Origin of the sequence: Microcoleus sp. D3_18_C2, from assembly GCF_036702395.1 — a bacterium.
Lineage (GTDB): Bacteria > Cyanobacteriota > Cyanobacteriia > Cyanobacteriales > Microcoleaceae > Microcoleus.
Window position 1 is genome coordinate 44,024 of the sequence record NZ_JAUBTG010000037.1, and the last position, 16,713, is coordinate 60,736.

The window sequence follows — 16,713 nt, forward strand, 5'->3', positions numbered from 1 at the left end:
GTTAAAAAGGCCCCTTAAATTCAATATCTTTCAAATCTGCCCGCTCTACAGGCAACCAATCATTATTGCCTTTTACTAACTCGTAAGCCGCACCAGCAATCGTGCGACCATTAGGATAGAAATGCGCCTCCAAACTAGGAGTTGTCGGACAAGTAACGGGGGCAAACCCCATGCGACGCACCCGCACATCGCACACCCCTTGCAACCGTTCCGTTACCTGGGCAATAATTTCAGCACTCGCCCCGCAAGCTGTCCAATCACTATCTACGACGCAAAGTTTGCCAGTTTTACGGACTGATTCAGCAATAGTATCAATATCCAAAGGACTTAACCAAATCGGGTCAATTACCTCAGCACTAATACCCACTTCTTCCAAATAGCGTTGGGCCCGCAGGCACTCAATTTGCATATAAGAAATGCCAACTAAGGTGATATCTTTGCCGACAGCAGTGATCCGGGCTTTTCCCGGAAGTACCGTATAAGCCGACTCCGGCACCGGCCCTTTTTGGAAGTGCAGGATGCGGTGTTCAACATAGATCACTGGGTTGCCGTCGCGGATGGCGGCAATTAAACAGCCTTTAGCATCATAGGGCGTTGTTGGTGCCACGACTTTGAGACCGGGAACGTGCATAAAAAAGGAGTAAAGTCCTTGAGAATGCTGTGCTCCCTGCCCCCAGCTTTTGCCAATCATCGCCCGCACTACCAGTGGTACAGATACTTGTCCCCCGTACATATAGTGCATCTTGGCGGCCATGTTAACTAACTGGTTCATGGACAACATTAAGAAGTCCATGCGGATGTGAACGTGAATGGGTTTCAAACCGGCTAAAGCCATGCCGATCGCCGCACCAGTCATGGCATCTTCTGACAACGGTGTGCCAAATACTCGTTCGTGTCCGTACTTTGCCGGCAACCCTTTCACTGTTCCCTGAATTGCTTTCGGATCGTCTACATCTAATCCAAATAAAATTACAGAAGCATCGCGATCCATTTCTAAGTCTGTTGCTTCTCGCACTGCTTCTACATAGCTAATTTCGCGATCGCCAATGGTGACTGTTTCTGTTACAGATAGCGGCTTGACTTCTGATTCAGCTACAGCATCACTGGCGACCTTTTCCTTGAAAACATCCTTGTATAATTCAGGGATTTCTGGGAAAGGACTAGCTTCAGCAAACTCAAAGGCAGCTTTAATTTCTACTTCTATTTCCGCTTCTATTTTCTGGCGTTCTTCTGGTTCAACCAGTTCTGCTAAACGCTTTACTTGGTCATTTTTAATCCAAGGTTCTGCCTCTTCTTTCGTGCGGTAGCCTAAGTGATAATCTTCATTCGGCCCGACGTGCTCTTTCCAGCGGTAGGTCATGCACTCAAAGAAAAATGGGCCCGGTTCGCCGTTTCGCAAAGCTTTAGCAGCAGCGCCAATTTTTTCATAGATAGTCAGAGTGTCATTGCCTTCTATTTTTTCTGCCGGGATGCCGTAACTGCGGGCGCGATCGCAGATATTGTCCAACTTCTGCCGTTCACGCTGGTGCGTATGAATTGCATAGCCATTATTTTCGCATACAAAAATCATCGGCAATTTTTTGAGAGCCGCCCAGTTCATGCTTTCAGCAAACACACCTTCATCTACTGCGCCGTCGCCGAAAATACTGACAACAATAGAGTCTTGTGGCTGATGTTTTAGTGCGTAAGCATAGCCGATGGCGTTCGCGATTGTTGTCCCGACAACCGCTGACGATCCCATCACATTTGCCGCCAGGTCTATCATGTGCATAGAGCCGCCTTTGCCCTTCGCACAACCTGTTGCTTTTCCGTACAATTCAGCAATCATTTTATTTAAGTCGCCGCCCTTAGCTAGATACAGGGCGTGGCTTCGGTAAGTGCCAAAAACTACATCATCCGGTTGCAAAGCTTCGCAAATGCCAACGGATACCGCCTCTTGACCAATAGAAAGATGAACGGGACTTTTGATTTTATCCGTTGGATAAACTTTGGCAACTTCTTCTTCTACTCGGCGGATGCGGTACAGCGATCTGTAAAACTGACTGTACATGAGATACTCCATAATTTTACAGGCGGTATTTTGTTAAGGATTCCAGCCTACAAGTGTTTGCAGGATGCGTGCTAGAAATGTCAGGCAAACTTGTTCGCGCGCTACCAACGACGACAGTTGAACAATGTTTGATTCGTTGGGAAATTTTTCAATCCGTTTGGGAAAGAGCGATTCCCCAAAAGCGTGATCGAACATAAATAATATTTCTTCCCAGCGAAACACTTCTTTTCGAGATGAAGTGATAGCTAATAAGTGATTCCGGTGGTTTTGAAGCGCCTGAGCCACTAGGTAGCAAGCTTGACAGTTATCTATTACTGCGATCGAATCTGTCGGAATCCCGCGCGAGAACAAAGTCTCTAAAGCCGGAGCCAAAGGTCGAGCAAATACCAGATAATTACCTTGGAGCGGTGCTTGCTCTGCGGTGTATAGCGTCGCCTCCGGGTTTATTTTGAGGCAACCCCGGATCAAATTTGCAAACGGTTCGTCTCCTACCAGCGTCCAGTTCGTATAATCTGTTTCCCACAGCCGAACAAGTCCGCGCCCCATCTCCTGAAAGGTTTGATAGCAGTCTTTTGCTTCCAGACTGACTGTTTCTGGTCGACTAATTGTTCCGTAAAGAATTCGGTCTTTGTGAACGGGTGCTTCCAAAATTCCGAGGCGCAAGAGCGTTGTTGCCATAACTTGCACCCCGAAATGAATCAAGCCGCCTCGCTCCTGGGAATCAAAATCGTGGAACAATACTTGGGCACCCGGTTTAAGAAAAGGAACCCAGGATTTAAAATCTTCAAAGACGTGCTGGAGAGCGTGGCTGCCATCTATAAACAGCAAGTCGATCGGTTTATTAACTGTTTCTTGCCAACTTTGAGCACCTTCTACTGAGGGTTGAGCATGAATGGTAACGTTTGTATTTTTTAATCGTTCATAAGCTTCTGCGGAGGGAGCAATATCGTAGTGAATTTTAGCTCCCCTGGTGCCGGCAATCGCTTGGAAGATAGTAGCCGAACCACCTTGAGCAGTACCAATTTCAACAATTATGCCGTTGTCGGGAACTAAAGCCGCCCGCTCTGCAAGAGTTTCTTGTTCAGTATCCCAAAGCTGTGAAAAACTGGATAACTGCAATTTTAGCTGTTCAATTACACTCATTTTGTTGATGTTTCCCTATTGAACTCCAGTCGCAATGCTGGCTTGACAATTACTTAAAAACCAATCGTAAGTCAGCGATACAGCAGCATAAAAAGACGTTTTCGGCTGCCATCCCATTGAACTCAGTTTACTAGAATCAAGAGCTTTCAGCGGCATTCCGTCTGGCTTGCTAGTATCAAACCGCAAAAGCCCTCGATAACCAACTGCGTCTTTAATCAACTCAGCGAGTTCTTTGATAGATAAATCCAGCCCACCGCCTATATTAATCGGCTTTTTTTCGTCATATTTGTCCATAATAAAAAGACAAGCATCTGCTAAATCGTCCGCTAAAATAAACTCCCGCCGAGGAGTACCAGTTCCCCAAATCTCTACAAATTCTGCATCTGCAATTTTTGCTTCGTGCATTTTGCGGATCAGCGCTGGTATGACATGAGACTCCTCCAAACTGAAGTCATCCCCAATGCCAAAAGCATTGGCTGGTATCCCGCTAATGAAATTTGCACCGTATTGCTGGCAATAGGCTTGACATAGCTTAATGCCTGCAATCTTCGCCACAGCATAAGCTTCGTTAGTAGGTTCCAAAGTACCTGTCATTAGGGACTCTACCTGCATTGGCTGCGGGCTGTGTTTTGGATAACTACATGAAGAAGCTAGGTAGAGCAGTTTCTTGACACCGCAGCGATGGGCACTGTCGATGACATTGCACACTACCAACAAATTGTCAAGCATCAAGTCAGCGGGATATTTTTGGTTGGCGCTGATGCCTCCCGATTTCCCCGCTGCCAGAAACACATAGTCTGGCTTGTTGCTAGCGAAAAAGTCGCTCACCTGTTCCCTGTCGGTAAGATCCGGCTCTGCTGGGGGAAGGCCTGCCAGGTGCTTGTAGCCCTGTTGTTCTAGTTGCCGTAACAGGGCGGCTCCGATCAGAGTTTGCCCCCCTGCCACATAGATGTTGGCGTTTTTGTCCACGGCGTCTCTCCTACGGCGAAGTTTGAGTTAATTCTCGAAAAGCGTCTACTGTTTGGTTGGCGCGAAGTTTCTCTAGGGCTGAGTAATCTTCTTGGGGGTCAAAAAAGATAATTTGACTCCCAGAAAATTCAAATTTGAACGGTACGTGGAGCAACTTGTTGAGCTTTTCTCTGACTTCTGGCTGGCGATCGGGAGGGACAAACAGCAACAAGAAGCCACCGCCGCCAGCTCCAGTCAACTTGCCACCGGCGGCACCGGCAGAGCGAGCCATTTCGTAAAGTTCGTCTACCTGGGGATTGGAAACTTTTTCACTCAAAGAACGTTTTGCCTGCCACGTTTCGTGGAGCAGTTCCCCAAAGCTAGTTAAGTCGCGATCGCTTTTTAAAACCCCAATGCTCTCTTCTACTAAATCTTTCATAATCCTTAACTGCCGCCTTTTGGCATCTAGGTCGCTGACATAACTATCGGCAACGTCTGAAGCCGTACGCTTAATGCCCGTGTAAAACAGCATCAGGTGAGAGTTTAGTTCCGTGATGCGCTCTGGACTCAGCGTCATGGGCCTGACAGAAATTTCACCGTTCGGCAGAAAATTAACGTGATTGAGACCGCCATAGGCAGCCAGCACTTGATCTTGAGACCCAACTGTTTCTTTTAAAATTTCCTGCTCTACGTGAATGCTTTCTTTTGTTAGCTGTTGCTTGCTGGGCATTTGACCTTGCAGAGCATACAATGCGTGCAGCAAGCCCACAGTAAATGCGGAGCTTGACCCCATGCCACTCCGGGCTGGCAAATCGCCATCATGAAGAATAGAAATTCCTCGGTCTAGTTTCAAGTAGCCTAGGACGGCTCGAACTGCTGGATGCTCTATCTCATCAATAGTTTGACAAGTTTCAACTTTCGACCATAGTACCTGAATTCTATGTTCAAAGAATGGTGGGAGATAGCGACAGGTCAGATAGCAGTATTTGTTAATAGAAGCTGCGATGACAGCACCTCCGTGTTGGCGATACCAGGCTGGATAGTCTGTGCCACCACCAAAGAAAGAAATCCGATATGGCGTTCTGCTAATAATCATGTTGTCTCAGTTTTAACGGATCATCCCTGTCAGCCCTTGGAGGAAATCGTGAAGCGGCGTCCGAGCAGGCGGTACAATGTCTGGTGGCAAAGCATCGGGGTTGAAAAACTGCAATGCTTCGCTTTCACTACTTGGTTCGAGTTCGCCAGATATTATTTTTGCCTCTAGTATGATATCGACTAGCTGAACAACGTCGCCGTTATCCAAAAAGGTGACTATACGGAATTCGTCTGGTTCGGAATAAACGCCTAATAGCTGCGTAATTTCAATATCAAGTCCGGTTTCCTCTTTCACCTCTCGCACTGCTGCTTCCCTGACAGATTCTCCCGCCTCAATTCTGCCTCCAGGCAGCCCCCACAGACCGCAGTCGCTCCGTTTTTCAAGCAATATCCAGCCACGAGAGTCTCGGACGATCGCGGCGGCACCCACTCTGACGCGAGTATTTGCATCGGCTGCCTTCTGAGCATACATTTTTTCTGCGATGGGGTTCACGCAGTTGCTCCCCGCTCACTAAAGAGATGAGATTCGACTAAGCTACACAAGATGTGTTCCACTGCCAAATGTCCTTCTTGGATGTACGCGGTGTTGGTGCTGGGTACGGCAATGGTTACGTCTGCGATCGCAGCTAGTTTACCACCGGTACCAGTAAGGGCGATCGCCGCTATTCCCATTTTTTTAGCGGCGGCGATGGCGAGCACCACGTTGGGTGAACTACCGCTGGTGCTGATGCCGATCAATACGTCTCCGGGTTTTCCCAGGGTTTGTAATTGACGCTCAAAAACGCTTTCAAAACTGCTGTCATTGGCAAAGGCGGTTAAAAATGAGGTATCGGTTGTGAGTGCGATCGCAGGCAATCCGGGGCGCTGAAAGTCTTTACTCAGCCAGTTGACAAATTCAGCCGCTAAGTGCTGACAGTCCGCTGCGCTGCCACCGTTGCCACACAGCATTAATTTCCCACCAGTACGAAACGCTTCTGCAATTAGCTCAGCAGCATCGAGAATTGAATCCATACAGGCTGAGGCAATTTGGCGCTTAATGTCAGCACTTTCTTGCAAGTGCAGCGTGACAGCTTGCTCAAAGCGCAATCGGCTTGTTTGTTCTAAATCGGTAGCGGTTCTACTGCCAGGGGTTAACTCCTCGTTTGCGATCGCGCCACGCTTTTGCATTTTCTCACCCAATAGTTCAAAGTCTAGCTGCATTATTAACTATTTTCCTTGTTTCTAGAGCTATTAAGCGCTCAATAATCCGCGCCGCTTCGAGCAAATCATCTACCACGTAGTCAGGGGAAAGAGTTTGGCTAGCTGCCACCTCAGCACCGTAACCCGTTCGCACTAGGAAGGTTATTGCTCCTACCCTCTGCCCCAACTCGATATCGCAAGGCTTGTCACCGATGACAAAGGTATCTTGGGGGTTGAACCCGTATTTTTCTGCTGCCTGTTCTACTAAACCCGTTCGCGGTTTGCGACACTGACAGTCGTCTAGGGGAGTATGCGGGCAAAAGTAAATATCTTCTAGGTAGACACCTGCATGGGCTAGAAGTTCCCGCAGTCGTTGGTGAATTTTACCGAGACGAACCTCATCAAAGAAGCCTCTACCAATGCCAGATTGATTTGTGACTGCAACCAAACCCAGCCCCATTTCCTGCATCAGGCGCAAACCCTCAGCCGCCCGCGGCAGCAGTTCTACCCGGCACGGGTCAGATAGATAGTGGCACTCCTTAATAATTGTGCCGTCACGGTCTAGCAAAACAAAACGCCGCTGCATAGTCTTACATCGGAAGTTCAAATCTGTATTCATTTGACTTGTTCGCCCAAAAGCAAGTCTTGGTATTCTTTCATTTTTGAATGATCTCTTGCGGTCAAACTGTGATAATAATCGTTGAGAATCATCCTTCTTTTTTCGGGAACTAAACAATCCGCACTTTGATCTCGCTGATATATTAACTGAAGGTGATGATAATTATTTGCCACCAATGTTGACTGTTCGCAACTGACTACTTGCCATTTATCATCAAGATTAACATCAGCGGGTGACTGATACCCCAATGGGTCTAAACCGTGACAACTGTAAACAAAAAAGTAGCCGCCATCGCCTATGCTTTTCTCGACCCATTGCACATAGCTATCTACTACCTCGACAGTCATTTCTTGAAAACTAGCCAAGGCCAACACGACATTTGGCTTGATATCTAAACAATTTATTGCATTGCATTCTACGAGAGTAATATCTGCATCTTCAATGGCTACTCCTGTTCCTAAATCAGATTGGGCATCTTGACCTTTTAATAAATGCCCGATCCGAATATCGGGGAGAGCTTGTTTTAAAAAATGGTATTGCAATAATATACTTTCGGGAATGTCTACTATCACTACCTTGGATTTGGGGAATAACACTTTCCAGATATAGGATAGTAAACCGTATCCTCCTCCGATTTCTACTATGACATCCGGCTCTTTCTTGATATTGGCAAGCAACTTAAATGCAAAATAAGCCTGTCGCAGAAAATTTCCCGAAACATTTTGACTGCCGAGAGCAAACTTCTTAGGAGGGTTGCCAGCATCTGGTTCTGGGATCTGAATAATTTTTTGATAAATTGATTCTCCCTGATATAGCTCGTAAGAGAGAGGGAGAGAATCGTCAGTTGTCCTTCCATAAAATCCATAGGTCAGCCCAGATGTGGGATTAGCTAAATTATCTAAGCGTTCAACAGATATATCCTGCATAGACTTGATCTCCAAGTATTTTCTCCATTCCGAAGAGACCATTTCATTTTTGTTTGAAGAAGCTACTTGGATTCTCTTTAAAAGGAATTCTTCATCGCCAGCATTCAAAATTCTGTAGCTTGGGTTCATAATCTAGCTCCTTAAGTTAGTCAACAGTCAATTTAATTTGATTTCATTCCCCGAAAAAAGTTCTCTGCTACAGCATATGATTCAGGCGTACCAATGTCTAGAAATCGACCTTGATTGCCGTAGCCGTAAAGCCCTCGCTCCATCCAAGCGGGAAACATCTCTCGCTCCAAGGATACAGGAATGCCTTCGGGAATAGTTAAAAGCAGGGAGCGATCGAGCAAGTAGATGCCAGCATTAATCCAGCCAGACCCCTCAGTAGCGCCCTTTTCTTCAAACTTCAGCACTCGCCCGTCCGCGTCCACTTGCACTCGACCGTAACGCCTAGTGTCGGACACTTGGGTGAGCAGTAGCGCTACCTCTGCGCCTTTGCCGGCCCGCCACGCCCAAAACTCGCCCAAATTCGCATCACAAAAAGAGTCTCCGTTCATCACCAACACAGAACTAGACTGAATCAGTGGCAGCGCCAAGCGCAAGGCTCCGGCAGTGTCTAGTTGGGAGGTTTCTTGAGAATATAAGAGGCGCATACTGCCACAGGCATCACCGAAGGCAATTTTTACCTGTTCGCCCATGTAGCCTGTACACAAGACAGCTTTTTTGATGCCCGATCGGGCTAACTGTTGCAAGAGGTATGCTAAGAAGGGGCGATCTTGAACTTCAGCTAGGACTTTAGGGCGGTCACGAACGACCGATCGCAGCCTCGTTCCCAATCCGCCCGCAAGAATAACTGCCGTACAAGCTTGGGGGTCAGACAAACTGAAACTTTTCTTAGATTCAGACATTTTTAAAAGCCGACCTTCCGAGCATTTGGTATCCTTTGAGCAGTTCTTTGATGCCATCATCTATGGATCGTTTAGCTTCAAAGCCAGCCTCTCGCAACCGCTGGTTGGAAACGATGTAATTTCGCTTGTCAGGGTCGCTACCTATAGGTGCAAAGTGAATGTAGAAGTTGGGCACGTACTCCTTGACTTTTAGCGCTAATTCAGCTTTTGATAAGTTAGCTGCATCCAGCCCGACGTTGTAGGGTTTTCCTACCATCCGATCGGAGTTTTTAATGCAGTGAATCATGCAGTCTGCTACATCTCGAATGTGTATGTAATTGCGCTTGAAGTCTTTTTCAAAAATTACCAGGTAGCCGTCCGTAATGGCGGTGTAAACAAAGTGGTTTACCAGCAAATCCAGTCGCATTCGGGGGGCCATGCCGAATACTGTAGCTAAGCGGAGGGTGACGACGTTGGGGGTTTCCAACAGTTCTAATTCGGCCTGAACTTTGGTTTGACCGTACAGAGAAATTGGATCTAGTGGCGTATCTTCGGTACAGTAGGTGTCGCCGCTCTTAGTGCCGTAACCGCTGTTAGTATTGGGGTAAATAACTAGCTGTTGCGGGCTGCGAAGGCGGTTGATGAGCTGTATGGCCTCCAGATTAGTTGATTTGGTTAGGCTGAGGTCGCGTTTGCAAGCTGAGGCTCCGACAACTGCGGCTAGAGGTATAATGACATCTGCATTTTTAATCGAGCGCTGCATCAATTCTTCATCCCGTACATCGCCGAGGATAAAATCAAAGGCGGGGTTGGCACAAAGATGGAAGAGGGTATTTTGATTGTAGATAAGGTTGTCGATTGCGGTGACTCGGTATCCAGCGTTGAGTAGATGCTCACACAAAACTGAACCTAAATAGCCAGCGCCTCCAGTAACAAGTACATTCACAGTCATTTTTTTGTTTACTCCAACACCTGTCAAGTCATCATAAAGCGTCCGGTTCATAAAATCAACACCTGTGATCAGCTAAACGAGAAAGCTTGTTCGCGTCCCACCCCGTTTCATTGACTTAAAGCCTAATTTATTTATCAGAGGATGAACAATACTTTAGTGAAACTAACTCTCTCAACTAGGTTCTTTTTTACAGTATTTAGAGCTTAACAGACCGCTCGCTCATCTTCCCAGCTTCCTCCCTTATGCCCACACCTTCCAAGGAGCCTCCCCATTATCCCACAATTCGTTCAAATACTTATACTCCCGGTAAGTATCCATCACGAAAAAGAAACCGTCGTGACGGTATGCCATCAACTTCCCTTCCTCAGCCAAACGCTGCAGTGGTTCTTGTTCTAAAACACAGTCATCTCCCCCCAAATAATCAAAAATGCGACGGTTGAGTACCATATATCCCGCACTTGCCACCCCATCTAACAGAGGTTTTTCGATAAATTTCTTGACGATCCCCTCACCGTCTAGTTGTAAAATTCCGTAGCGAGAAACTGGTTGCACCGCAGTTATAGTTGCTAACCTGTTGTGCATTTAAATTGAATGTCAAAAAATAATCTAAGTCTTGTGGGGAGTAGGGGTTGGGCGTCTCGCCCGCCCTGAATATGCAATTTAAATGCGTGACAGCTTAGCTTCCTGTGAGAATTGTGAAAATCAACTAGCTGATTAATATCTACATCAGCTAGGCCATCTCCATATGTTACCATAAAATTATCGCTGTCGATATATTTTTCGATACGCTTGACGCGCCCTCCAGTCATGCTTTCCCAGGCAGTTTCCGCCAGGCTTACTTGAAAATATTGCTCCTGGTGTTCTTCGTGATAGGTAATCTGATTTTGGCGGCCCAGGCTAATAGTAAAATCATTATTCATCGCTTCATAATTCAGGAAATACTCCTTAATCATGTTGCCTTTGTAGCCCAAGCATACAATAAAGTTCAGGAATCCGTAGTGGGCATAGGTCTTCATAATGTGCGAGAGAATCGGTCGCCCGCCCACATCAACTAGGGGCTTGGGACGAAATTCTATTTCTTCTCGGAGACGTGTCCCCAAACCGCCGGCTAGTATAACTACTTGCATTTTTTCACCGTTGTAAACCTCATCAACTCTCTAGTTACAACAGTGGAATCCTGGGAAGCGAACAGGCTCAATAAACTCGCTTTCAAATATGCGATCGAGCAAATAACCCAATTTAGGTATATCAGCCGGAATCCCGTCCTTCATCTTTCGATAATCCCGATCGCAACTAATCACCCCTCGGTTAGTATAAGCGATCCACTGACCCCGATATTTCTTCAACTCCCGGCGATTAGCTTTATACCACTCCTTAGCTGTTGCATATTCTCCTTCCATATTTTCACCTCATAATTTTCCCTCAACTCATCCTCGCATCTACCATCATCCGCACCACATCATGCATCTTATACTTCGCCTCCCAGCCCAATTTTTCTTTGGCCTTACCCGGATTTCCCCTCCCAACTGCAATCTCCGTCGGTCTGTAAAGACTCGCATCCGTTACCAAATGTTCCTGCCAATCCAAACCCGCAGCAATAAACGCTGTCTGCACAAACTCCTCCAAAGGATAACTTACACCCGTCGCAATTACATAATCGTCCGGTTCTTCCTGCTGCAACATCAAATACATCGCCTCCACATATTCCGGCGCCCAACCCCAGTCCCGCTGCACTGAAATATTTCCCAAATGCAGTTTTTCCGAACTACCCGCAGCAATTCGGCACACAACAGATACAATTTTTTGGGTGACGAACCTCTCCGGCCGCAGGGGCGACTCGTGATTGAAGAGAATACCAGAACACGCAAACAAATTGTACGCTTCTCGATAATTTGCTACTTCCCAAAATGCCGTTGCTTTCGCTACCGCGTAAGGACTTCTGGGGCGAAAAGGGGTATTTTCATCGGCTGGATTGCCTCCGGTATCCCCAAAACATTCGCTGGAACTGGCGTTGTAAAGTTTGATTTTGCCGCCTGTAAACCGAATTGCTTCTAACAGATTCAATGTGCCTGTGGCAATGCTTTCGAGGGTTTCTACGGGTTGTTCAAAAGACAGACCGACGGAACTTTGGCCTGCTAGATTGTACACTTCGTCGGGCTCAATTTTCGCTAGTACCTGCAAGACGCTGCGAAAATCGTTGAGAGACATGGATTCTAGTTTTACTCTGTCTCGGATGCCCAAACGGGCCAGGTTCCCGAAACTAGACATTTGGGCGTCCCTGGATGTGCCACAAACTTCATAACCTCGATCGAGCAAAAGTTTCGCTAAATAAGCTCCGTCCTGACCTGAGATACCACAAATCAGTGCTTTTTTCATATAAACTATTTACTTTGATGATTCGGCGGTTGAAACCGATCCTACACAAACAAAATCTGCCTCCGCAGACTAAGAAGTAGGTTGGGTTTGCTATCGTTCAACCCAACTTACATATTTTGGATTTTACTTAAGCTGACTGTCGGCCACTCCCTAGTCCGCCAGGGAATGAATTCCCTGTCTAATAGCTAAAGTCCTCTTAAGAGGACTAATGAGTTTAAAAGTCTTCTTCTGACTTTTTTTAAGAAGACTAATAAGTTTAAAAGTCTTCTTCTCAGTCCTCTTAAGAGGACTTTAGCTTTGAGGCAGGGGTTTCAACCCCTGCCGGACGGCTGGACTGCCGGAAAGAAGTCAGGGATCTAACCTTCCCAACGTTCGGCGACCAATTCAGCCAAGTCAACCACCCGCTGACTGTAGCCCCACTCATTGTCGTACCAAGCCAAAACCTTCACCATGTCGCCATCCATCACCAGCGTCAAGCTGGAATCCAGAATCGAAGAAGCATCACTTCCGCGATAGTCGCATGAAACTAAAGGCAAATCGTTGTACTCCAAAATCCCTTTCATGGAGCCTTCGGCGGCTTCTTTGAAAACTTGATTTACTTGCTCGGTAAAAGTCTTTTTCTCTACCTGAGCCACAAAATCAACTACCGACACATTAGGAGTCGGGACGCGCATGGCGATACCATTTAACTTGCCCTTCAATTCTGGAATCACCAAAGCCACAGCTTGTGCTGCTCCGGTAGAAGTCGGCACAATATTCATTGCTGCCGCCCGGGCCCGCCGCAAGTCGCGGTGGCTAGCATCCAGCAAGCGCTGGTCGCCAGTATAGCTGTGGGTAGTGGTCATCATGCCTTTGACGATGCCAAAATTTTCGTGCAGCACTTTCAGTACAGGAGCCAGACAGTTGGTAGTACAGCTAGCATTGCTGATGACTGTGTAGTCACTGTGCTTGTAGTTGTGGTGGTTGACTCCCATCACATAAGTGCCAACTTCAGAACCCTTGCCGGGAGCGGTAATTAGCACTTTTTTAGCGCCGGCAGTGATATGCTTCGATGCACCAGCTTGGTCAACGAAGACGCCGGTTGATTCAATAATCAGATCAATACCCCAATCTTTCCAAGGCAAGTTTAGCGGGTTGCGATCGCTCACGCATTTAACTGTCTTCCCATTTAGGGTAATGGAATTTTCATCCGCACTGATGTCCACATTCTTCAACGTTCCCATCATGGAATCGTATCTGAGCAAGTGAGCATTACTTCTGGGATCGGAAGTGTCATTAATAGCTACCAACTCTAGCTGGCTGTTTTCTCTGCCCAGCCAGCAGCGCGCAAAACTGCGCCCGATACGTCCAAAACCATTGATCGCGACTCGAATCACTTTAGTACCTCCTAACGATGGCAGCCCCTAGCTCAGGCTTAAATTTTGGAAAAATTTAAGAATTGACTTTTGACATTCTCACCGGACTAAAGCCACGGTGATTCCCAAACCTCACGATTTGAGTTTCTGCTTCATCGCAACTGCCTCCACCCACAAGGAGTTTTCTGGTCTTATGTTCGCTCCACAGACTAACCCCGCTAGCCCAGCGGTTTTTATGCGTCGAATACCTAAAAGGAATTCTTATCTGTTGTTTTGATTCCAGGGATGTTTACCATTGCCCTATCCTCTTTTCCCGGTCTACCGATTTGTCTGCGCCGCCAGTTGTACTGGACTTCGCTCGTTAGGCTGTCTGAATCCATCGTCGCGGGTGGGTCATTGACCAAACTATAGTTTAATATAAAGCGGTCTTAAAACGACGGGGTTTCCGCCCACCTTTCTGATGACACCAGATCATATCGCAAAGCTCGATCCTTTCTAACTTTTTGTGTTTATCAAAAAACCTGAACTTTTCTAGAAGGCTGAAATTGCAAGGCAGAAGGCATTAGGCTTTCTGCTGCTGCTTACTGATGTTACAAAGTAAACGATTTCTTAGAATATTCGGGTAAATCATTGTAGAACCTGGTAATATGGTTGGAAAACGCAAAAATACCCCCTAGCGATGACCAGATATGTCACACCACGAGAAGCTTGCAAAATCTTGCAAGTCTCAGACAAAACCCTTAGAAACTGGGAACTTGTCGGCAAAATATCAGCAATCAGAACTCCCTCTAACCAGCGACGCTATGATATCGACAGCGTTCTCGGAACCGGACATGACCGAGTTACAGCCATCTACGCCAGGGTCAGCAGCTACAAACAGCGCGAAGACCTTGATAGGCAAGTCAGTTACCTCCAAAGCCTCTATCCGCAAGCTAAAGTCTTTAAAGACATCGGAGGCGGACTCAACTTCAAAAGAAAAGCGCTTCTTGCCCTTCTGGGACAAGTCATGTCAGGAGATATCTCAGCAGTTGTGGTCGGACACCAAGACAGACTGTGCCGGTTTGGTGGCGACCTTATCAAATGGATCTGCGAGCAAAACAATTGCCAACTCATGGTTCTCAGCAGAAACGAGTTGTCTCCAGAACGAGAAATGGTTGAAGATGTGCGACATGAAGTCGTGCGATTAGTGGAATCTGTTCCACAAGAACTGAGGAGCCTTCTTCTCCAGGAAATTCTTTCTTCCTGTTCCCATGTAAAAGGGTCATAGAGACCCCGCCAGTGTTCAGAGTAAGTAATGAAATGGGCATTAAGCAAGGCACAGAAGCTTAATATACTCTTAGCCTAAAAGGGTAAATCAAGCGAGGGAAAGTCTCATGAGGGTTAACGAAAGTGAATCTTCCTAAGTTCCGTTATCCATTAAGATGTGAAATCAGGCTGATACACATCAACCAAAAGGTAAGTAGAGCGGTAGTTAGATGTCTTCAATAACTACGGAAGAACTAAGCCTCTACCGGAATATAGAAGGAACCCAAATGAGACGGATGTTCAACGCACGAAACATGGTAAGCCCTATGGGTTCTCATCCTTATGAGTAAACCAACCGCAAGGAAGGTGAAAACCTAGAGGGTAAAGGAGGTTGGAGAAAGCAAACGCTCTTGTGTAATGCAAGAGATAAGGGTTCAAAATTTGCCCCGAATCGAAAGATTGCAAACTTCCAACTGGTCTTAAACGATAAAACACTGTAAAGAATCCAAACCAAGATGGAAGATAGAACCAGTAATGGTATCGGAATCACGGAACTCAATTCAGAATGGGCAAACCTTAACTGGAAGTCCATTAAGAAGAATGTTAGGAAACTAAGACAGCGAATTTATCGGGCAACCCAGAACAAAGAGTGGAATAAGGTTAGAAACCTTATGAAACTTATGCTACGGAGTTATTCTAACCTGCAATTGTCTGTAAGACGAGTTACTCAGGAGAATCGGGGGAAGGGAACGCCAGGTATTGATGACCAGACAATTCTTAACCCAGCACAAAGAATACAACTAATCCAAGAAATGGGAAATTATACTCCTTGGAAGGCAATTCCAACCAAAAGAGTTTACATACCTAAATCCGACGGTAAGAAAAGACCTTTGGGCATTCCGACTATCAAAGACCGAGTATTACAGGCAATAGTTAAAAACTCTTACGAGCCGCATTTTGAATCTAAGTTTGAAGCTAATTCGTATGGCTTTAGACCAGGTAGAAGTACCAATGACGCAATAGAGCAATGCTTCAGTCGTCTACAAAAAGGTAAAGACACATGGGTTCTTGATGCCGATATCAAAGGAGCTTTTGACAACATTAACCACGACTTCATCCTCGACGCAATCAAAGAGCTTCCAGGAAAAGAGCTAATTAAACAATGGTTAAAGGCAGGTTACGTTGAAGCTGAGGTATTCAACCCTACAACTAGCGGAACCCCCCAAGGTGGCATAATAAGCCCCCTACTGGCGAACATTGCACTAGACGGATTGGATAAGCTTCTTACGAAGTACACAAAAATATCCACCCAAATCCGAAAAAGTGGTAAGAGACAGGGGCAGCAAGAGAACGTAAAATCACCAAAATACGGATTTATCCGATATGCTGATGATTTTCTAATCACCGCTAGAACCGAGGAAGATACTAAAGCAGTAGTGCCTATAGTCGAGGACTGGTTGAAAGAAAGAGGACTGACTTTAAACCAAGACAAAACCACTATCGCCTAGATAGGTACAGGAATTAACTTTCTTGGGTTTAATCTACGACAGTATAAAGGAAAACTATTAACCAAGCCTCAAAAGGAAAAAGTTTTAGCATTCCTTCAAGAACTGCGTGACTGGTTGAGAGTAAATAAAAGCCTTCCACAAGATGTCGTAATAACACATCTCAATCAACAGCTAATCGGATGGGCTAACTACTACAGAGCGGGGGTGAGTAAAGAAACATTCTCTTACGTTGACCACATGGTTCACAAAATGCTGTGGGCATGGGCAATCAGGAGACACCTGAAAAAGGGTAAAGAGTGGGTGAAGAATAAATACTTCCGCGAATTAAAAGGGAAGGAATGGAACTTCACAACGGGAGCATGTCACTTTTGCAATAAGTATTTATACTTGTGCAGTTTTTGGCGGTCTACCAATTAAGCCATTTAAGTAA

General features: G+C 46.2%; 18 protein-coding genes. 3 read left to right on the plus strand and 15 right to left on the minus strand.

What is annotated here, in order from left to right; genetic code table 11:
- Position 1: 1 nt before the first annotated feature.
- From QUA88_RS20190 to QUA88_RS20260, 15 genes are all read right to left on the minus strand, one after another.
- Positions 2-2,050, minus strand: coding sequence for a thiamine pyrophosphate-dependent enzyme (locus QUA88_RS20190; RefSeq protein WP_333273424.1), 2,049 nt, complete (start codon positions 2,048-2,050; stop codon positions 2-4).
- 33 nt (positions 2,051-2,083) lie between these two features.
- Complete coding sequence (locus QUA88_RS20195) at positions 2,084-3,193, minus strand: class I SAM-dependent methyltransferase (RefSeq protein ID WP_333273427.1); 1,110 nt, start codon at positions 3,191-3,193, stop codon at positions 2,084-2,086.
- A gap of 15 nt (positions 3,194-3,208) precedes the next feature.
- Entirely contained in the window at positions 3,209-4,162 is a 954-nt protein-coding gene (locus QUA88_RS20200; RefSeq protein WP_333273430.1) for a GDP-L-fucose synthase, read from the minus strand.
- Positions 4,163-4,172: 10 nt separating this feature from the next.
- A complete protein-coding gene (locus QUA88_RS20205; protein WP_333273432.1) occupies positions 4,173-5,237 on the minus strand; it encodes a GHMP family kinase ATP-binding protein in 1,065 nt (354 codons plus the stop codon).
- A gap of 12 nt (positions 5,238-5,249) precedes the next feature.
- Positions 5,250-5,729 carry an NUDIX domain-containing protein gene (locus QUA88_RS20210; protein ID WP_333273434.1) on the minus strand — a complete coding sequence of 160 codons (480 nt, stop codon included), beginning with the start codon at positions 5,727-5,729 and terminating at the stop codon, positions 5,250-5,252.
- A complete protein-coding gene (locus QUA88_RS20215; protein ID WP_333273436.1) occupies positions 5,726-6,436 on the minus strand; it encodes a D-sedoheptulose 7-phosphate isomerase in 711 nt (236 codons plus the stop codon). Before QUA88_RS20215 ends, QUA88_RS20210 begins: the two co-directional genes overlap by 4 nt.
- Positions 6,420-7,034: an HAD family hydrolase gene (locus tag QUA88_RS20220; RefSeq protein ID WP_333273438.1), complete on the minus strand. Its 615-nt coding sequence runs from the start codon at positions 7,032-7,034 to the stop codon at positions 6,420-6,422. Before QUA88_RS20220 ends, QUA88_RS20215 begins: the two co-directional genes overlap by 17 nt.
- Positions 7,031-8,089 (minus strand): putative sugar O-methyltransferase, encoded by a 1,059-nt coding sequence (locus QUA88_RS20225; protein ID WP_333273441.1) that lies wholly within the window; start codon positions 8,087-8,089, stop codon positions 7,031-7,033. The genes QUA88_RS20220 and QUA88_RS20225 overlap by 4 nt, the downstream gene beginning before the upstream one ends.
- Before the next feature lie 32 nt (positions 8,090-8,121).
- A complete protein-coding gene (locus QUA88_RS20230; RefSeq protein WP_333273444.1) occupies positions 8,122-8,868 on the minus strand; it encodes a nucleotidyltransferase family protein in 747 nt (248 codons plus the stop codon).
- Complete coding sequence (locus QUA88_RS20235; protein ID WP_333273447.1) at positions 8,861-9,850, minus strand: NAD(P)-dependent oxidoreductase; 990 nt, start codon at positions 9,848-9,850, stop codon at positions 8,861-8,863. The genes QUA88_RS20230 and QUA88_RS20235 overlap by 8 nt, the downstream gene beginning before the upstream one ends.
- Before the next feature lie 189 nt (positions 9,851-10,039).
- Positions 10,040-10,381, minus strand: coding sequence for a sugar phosphate nucleotidyltransferase (locus tag QUA88_RS20240; RefSeq protein ID WP_333273450.1), 342 nt, complete (start codon positions 10,379-10,381; stop codon positions 10,040-10,042).
- On the minus strand, positions 10,366-10,926 hold the full coding sequence (locus QUA88_RS20245; protein WP_333273453.1) for a sugar phosphate nucleotidyltransferase: 561 nt from the start codon (positions 10,924-10,926) through the stop codon (positions 10,366-10,368). Before QUA88_RS20245 ends, QUA88_RS20240 begins: the two co-directional genes overlap by 16 nt.
- 30 nt (positions 10,927-10,956) lie before the next feature.
- Entirely contained in the window at positions 10,957-11,199 is a 243-nt protein-coding gene (locus QUA88_RS20250) for a DUF5678 domain-containing protein (protein ID WP_333273456.1), read from the minus strand.
- 22 nt (positions 11,200-11,221) lie between these two features.
- Complete coding sequence (locus QUA88_RS20255; protein WP_333273459.1) at positions 11,222-12,175, minus strand: GDP-mannose 4,6-dehydratase; 954 nt, start codon at positions 12,173-12,175, stop codon at positions 11,222-11,224.
- A gap of 356 nt (positions 12,176-12,531) precedes the next feature.
- Entirely contained in the window at positions 12,532-13,551 is a 1,020-nt protein-coding gene (locus QUA88_RS20260; RefSeq protein WP_333057138.1) for a type I glyceraldehyde-3-phosphate dehydrogenase, read from the minus strand.
- A 658-nt stretch (positions 13,552-14,209) separates the two neighbouring features.
- Here QUA88_RS20260 and QUA88_RS20265 point away from each other — a divergent pair.
- From QUA88_RS20265 to QUA88_RS20275, 3 genes are all read left to right on the plus strand, one after another.
- Complete coding sequence (locus tag QUA88_RS20265; protein ID WP_333057139.1) at positions 14,210-14,797, plus strand: IS607 family transposase; 588 nt, start codon at positions 14,210-14,212, stop codon at positions 14,795-14,797.
- A 493-nt stretch (positions 14,798-15,290) separates the two neighbouring features.
- On the plus strand, positions 15,291-16,283 hold the full coding sequence (locus tag QUA88_RS20270) for a reverse transcriptase domain-containing protein (RefSeq protein ID WP_333273462.1): 993 nt from the start codon (positions 15,291-15,293) through the stop codon (positions 16,281-16,283).
- A 12-nt stretch (positions 16,284-16,295) separates the two neighbouring features.
- Positions 16,296-16,700 carry a group II intron maturase-specific domain-containing protein gene (locus QUA88_RS20275; protein WP_333273465.1) on the plus strand — a complete coding sequence of 135 codons (405 nt, stop codon included), beginning with the start codon at positions 16,296-16,298 and terminating at the stop codon, positions 16,698-16,700.
- The last annotated feature ends 13 nt before the right edge of the window (positions 16,701-16,713 follow it).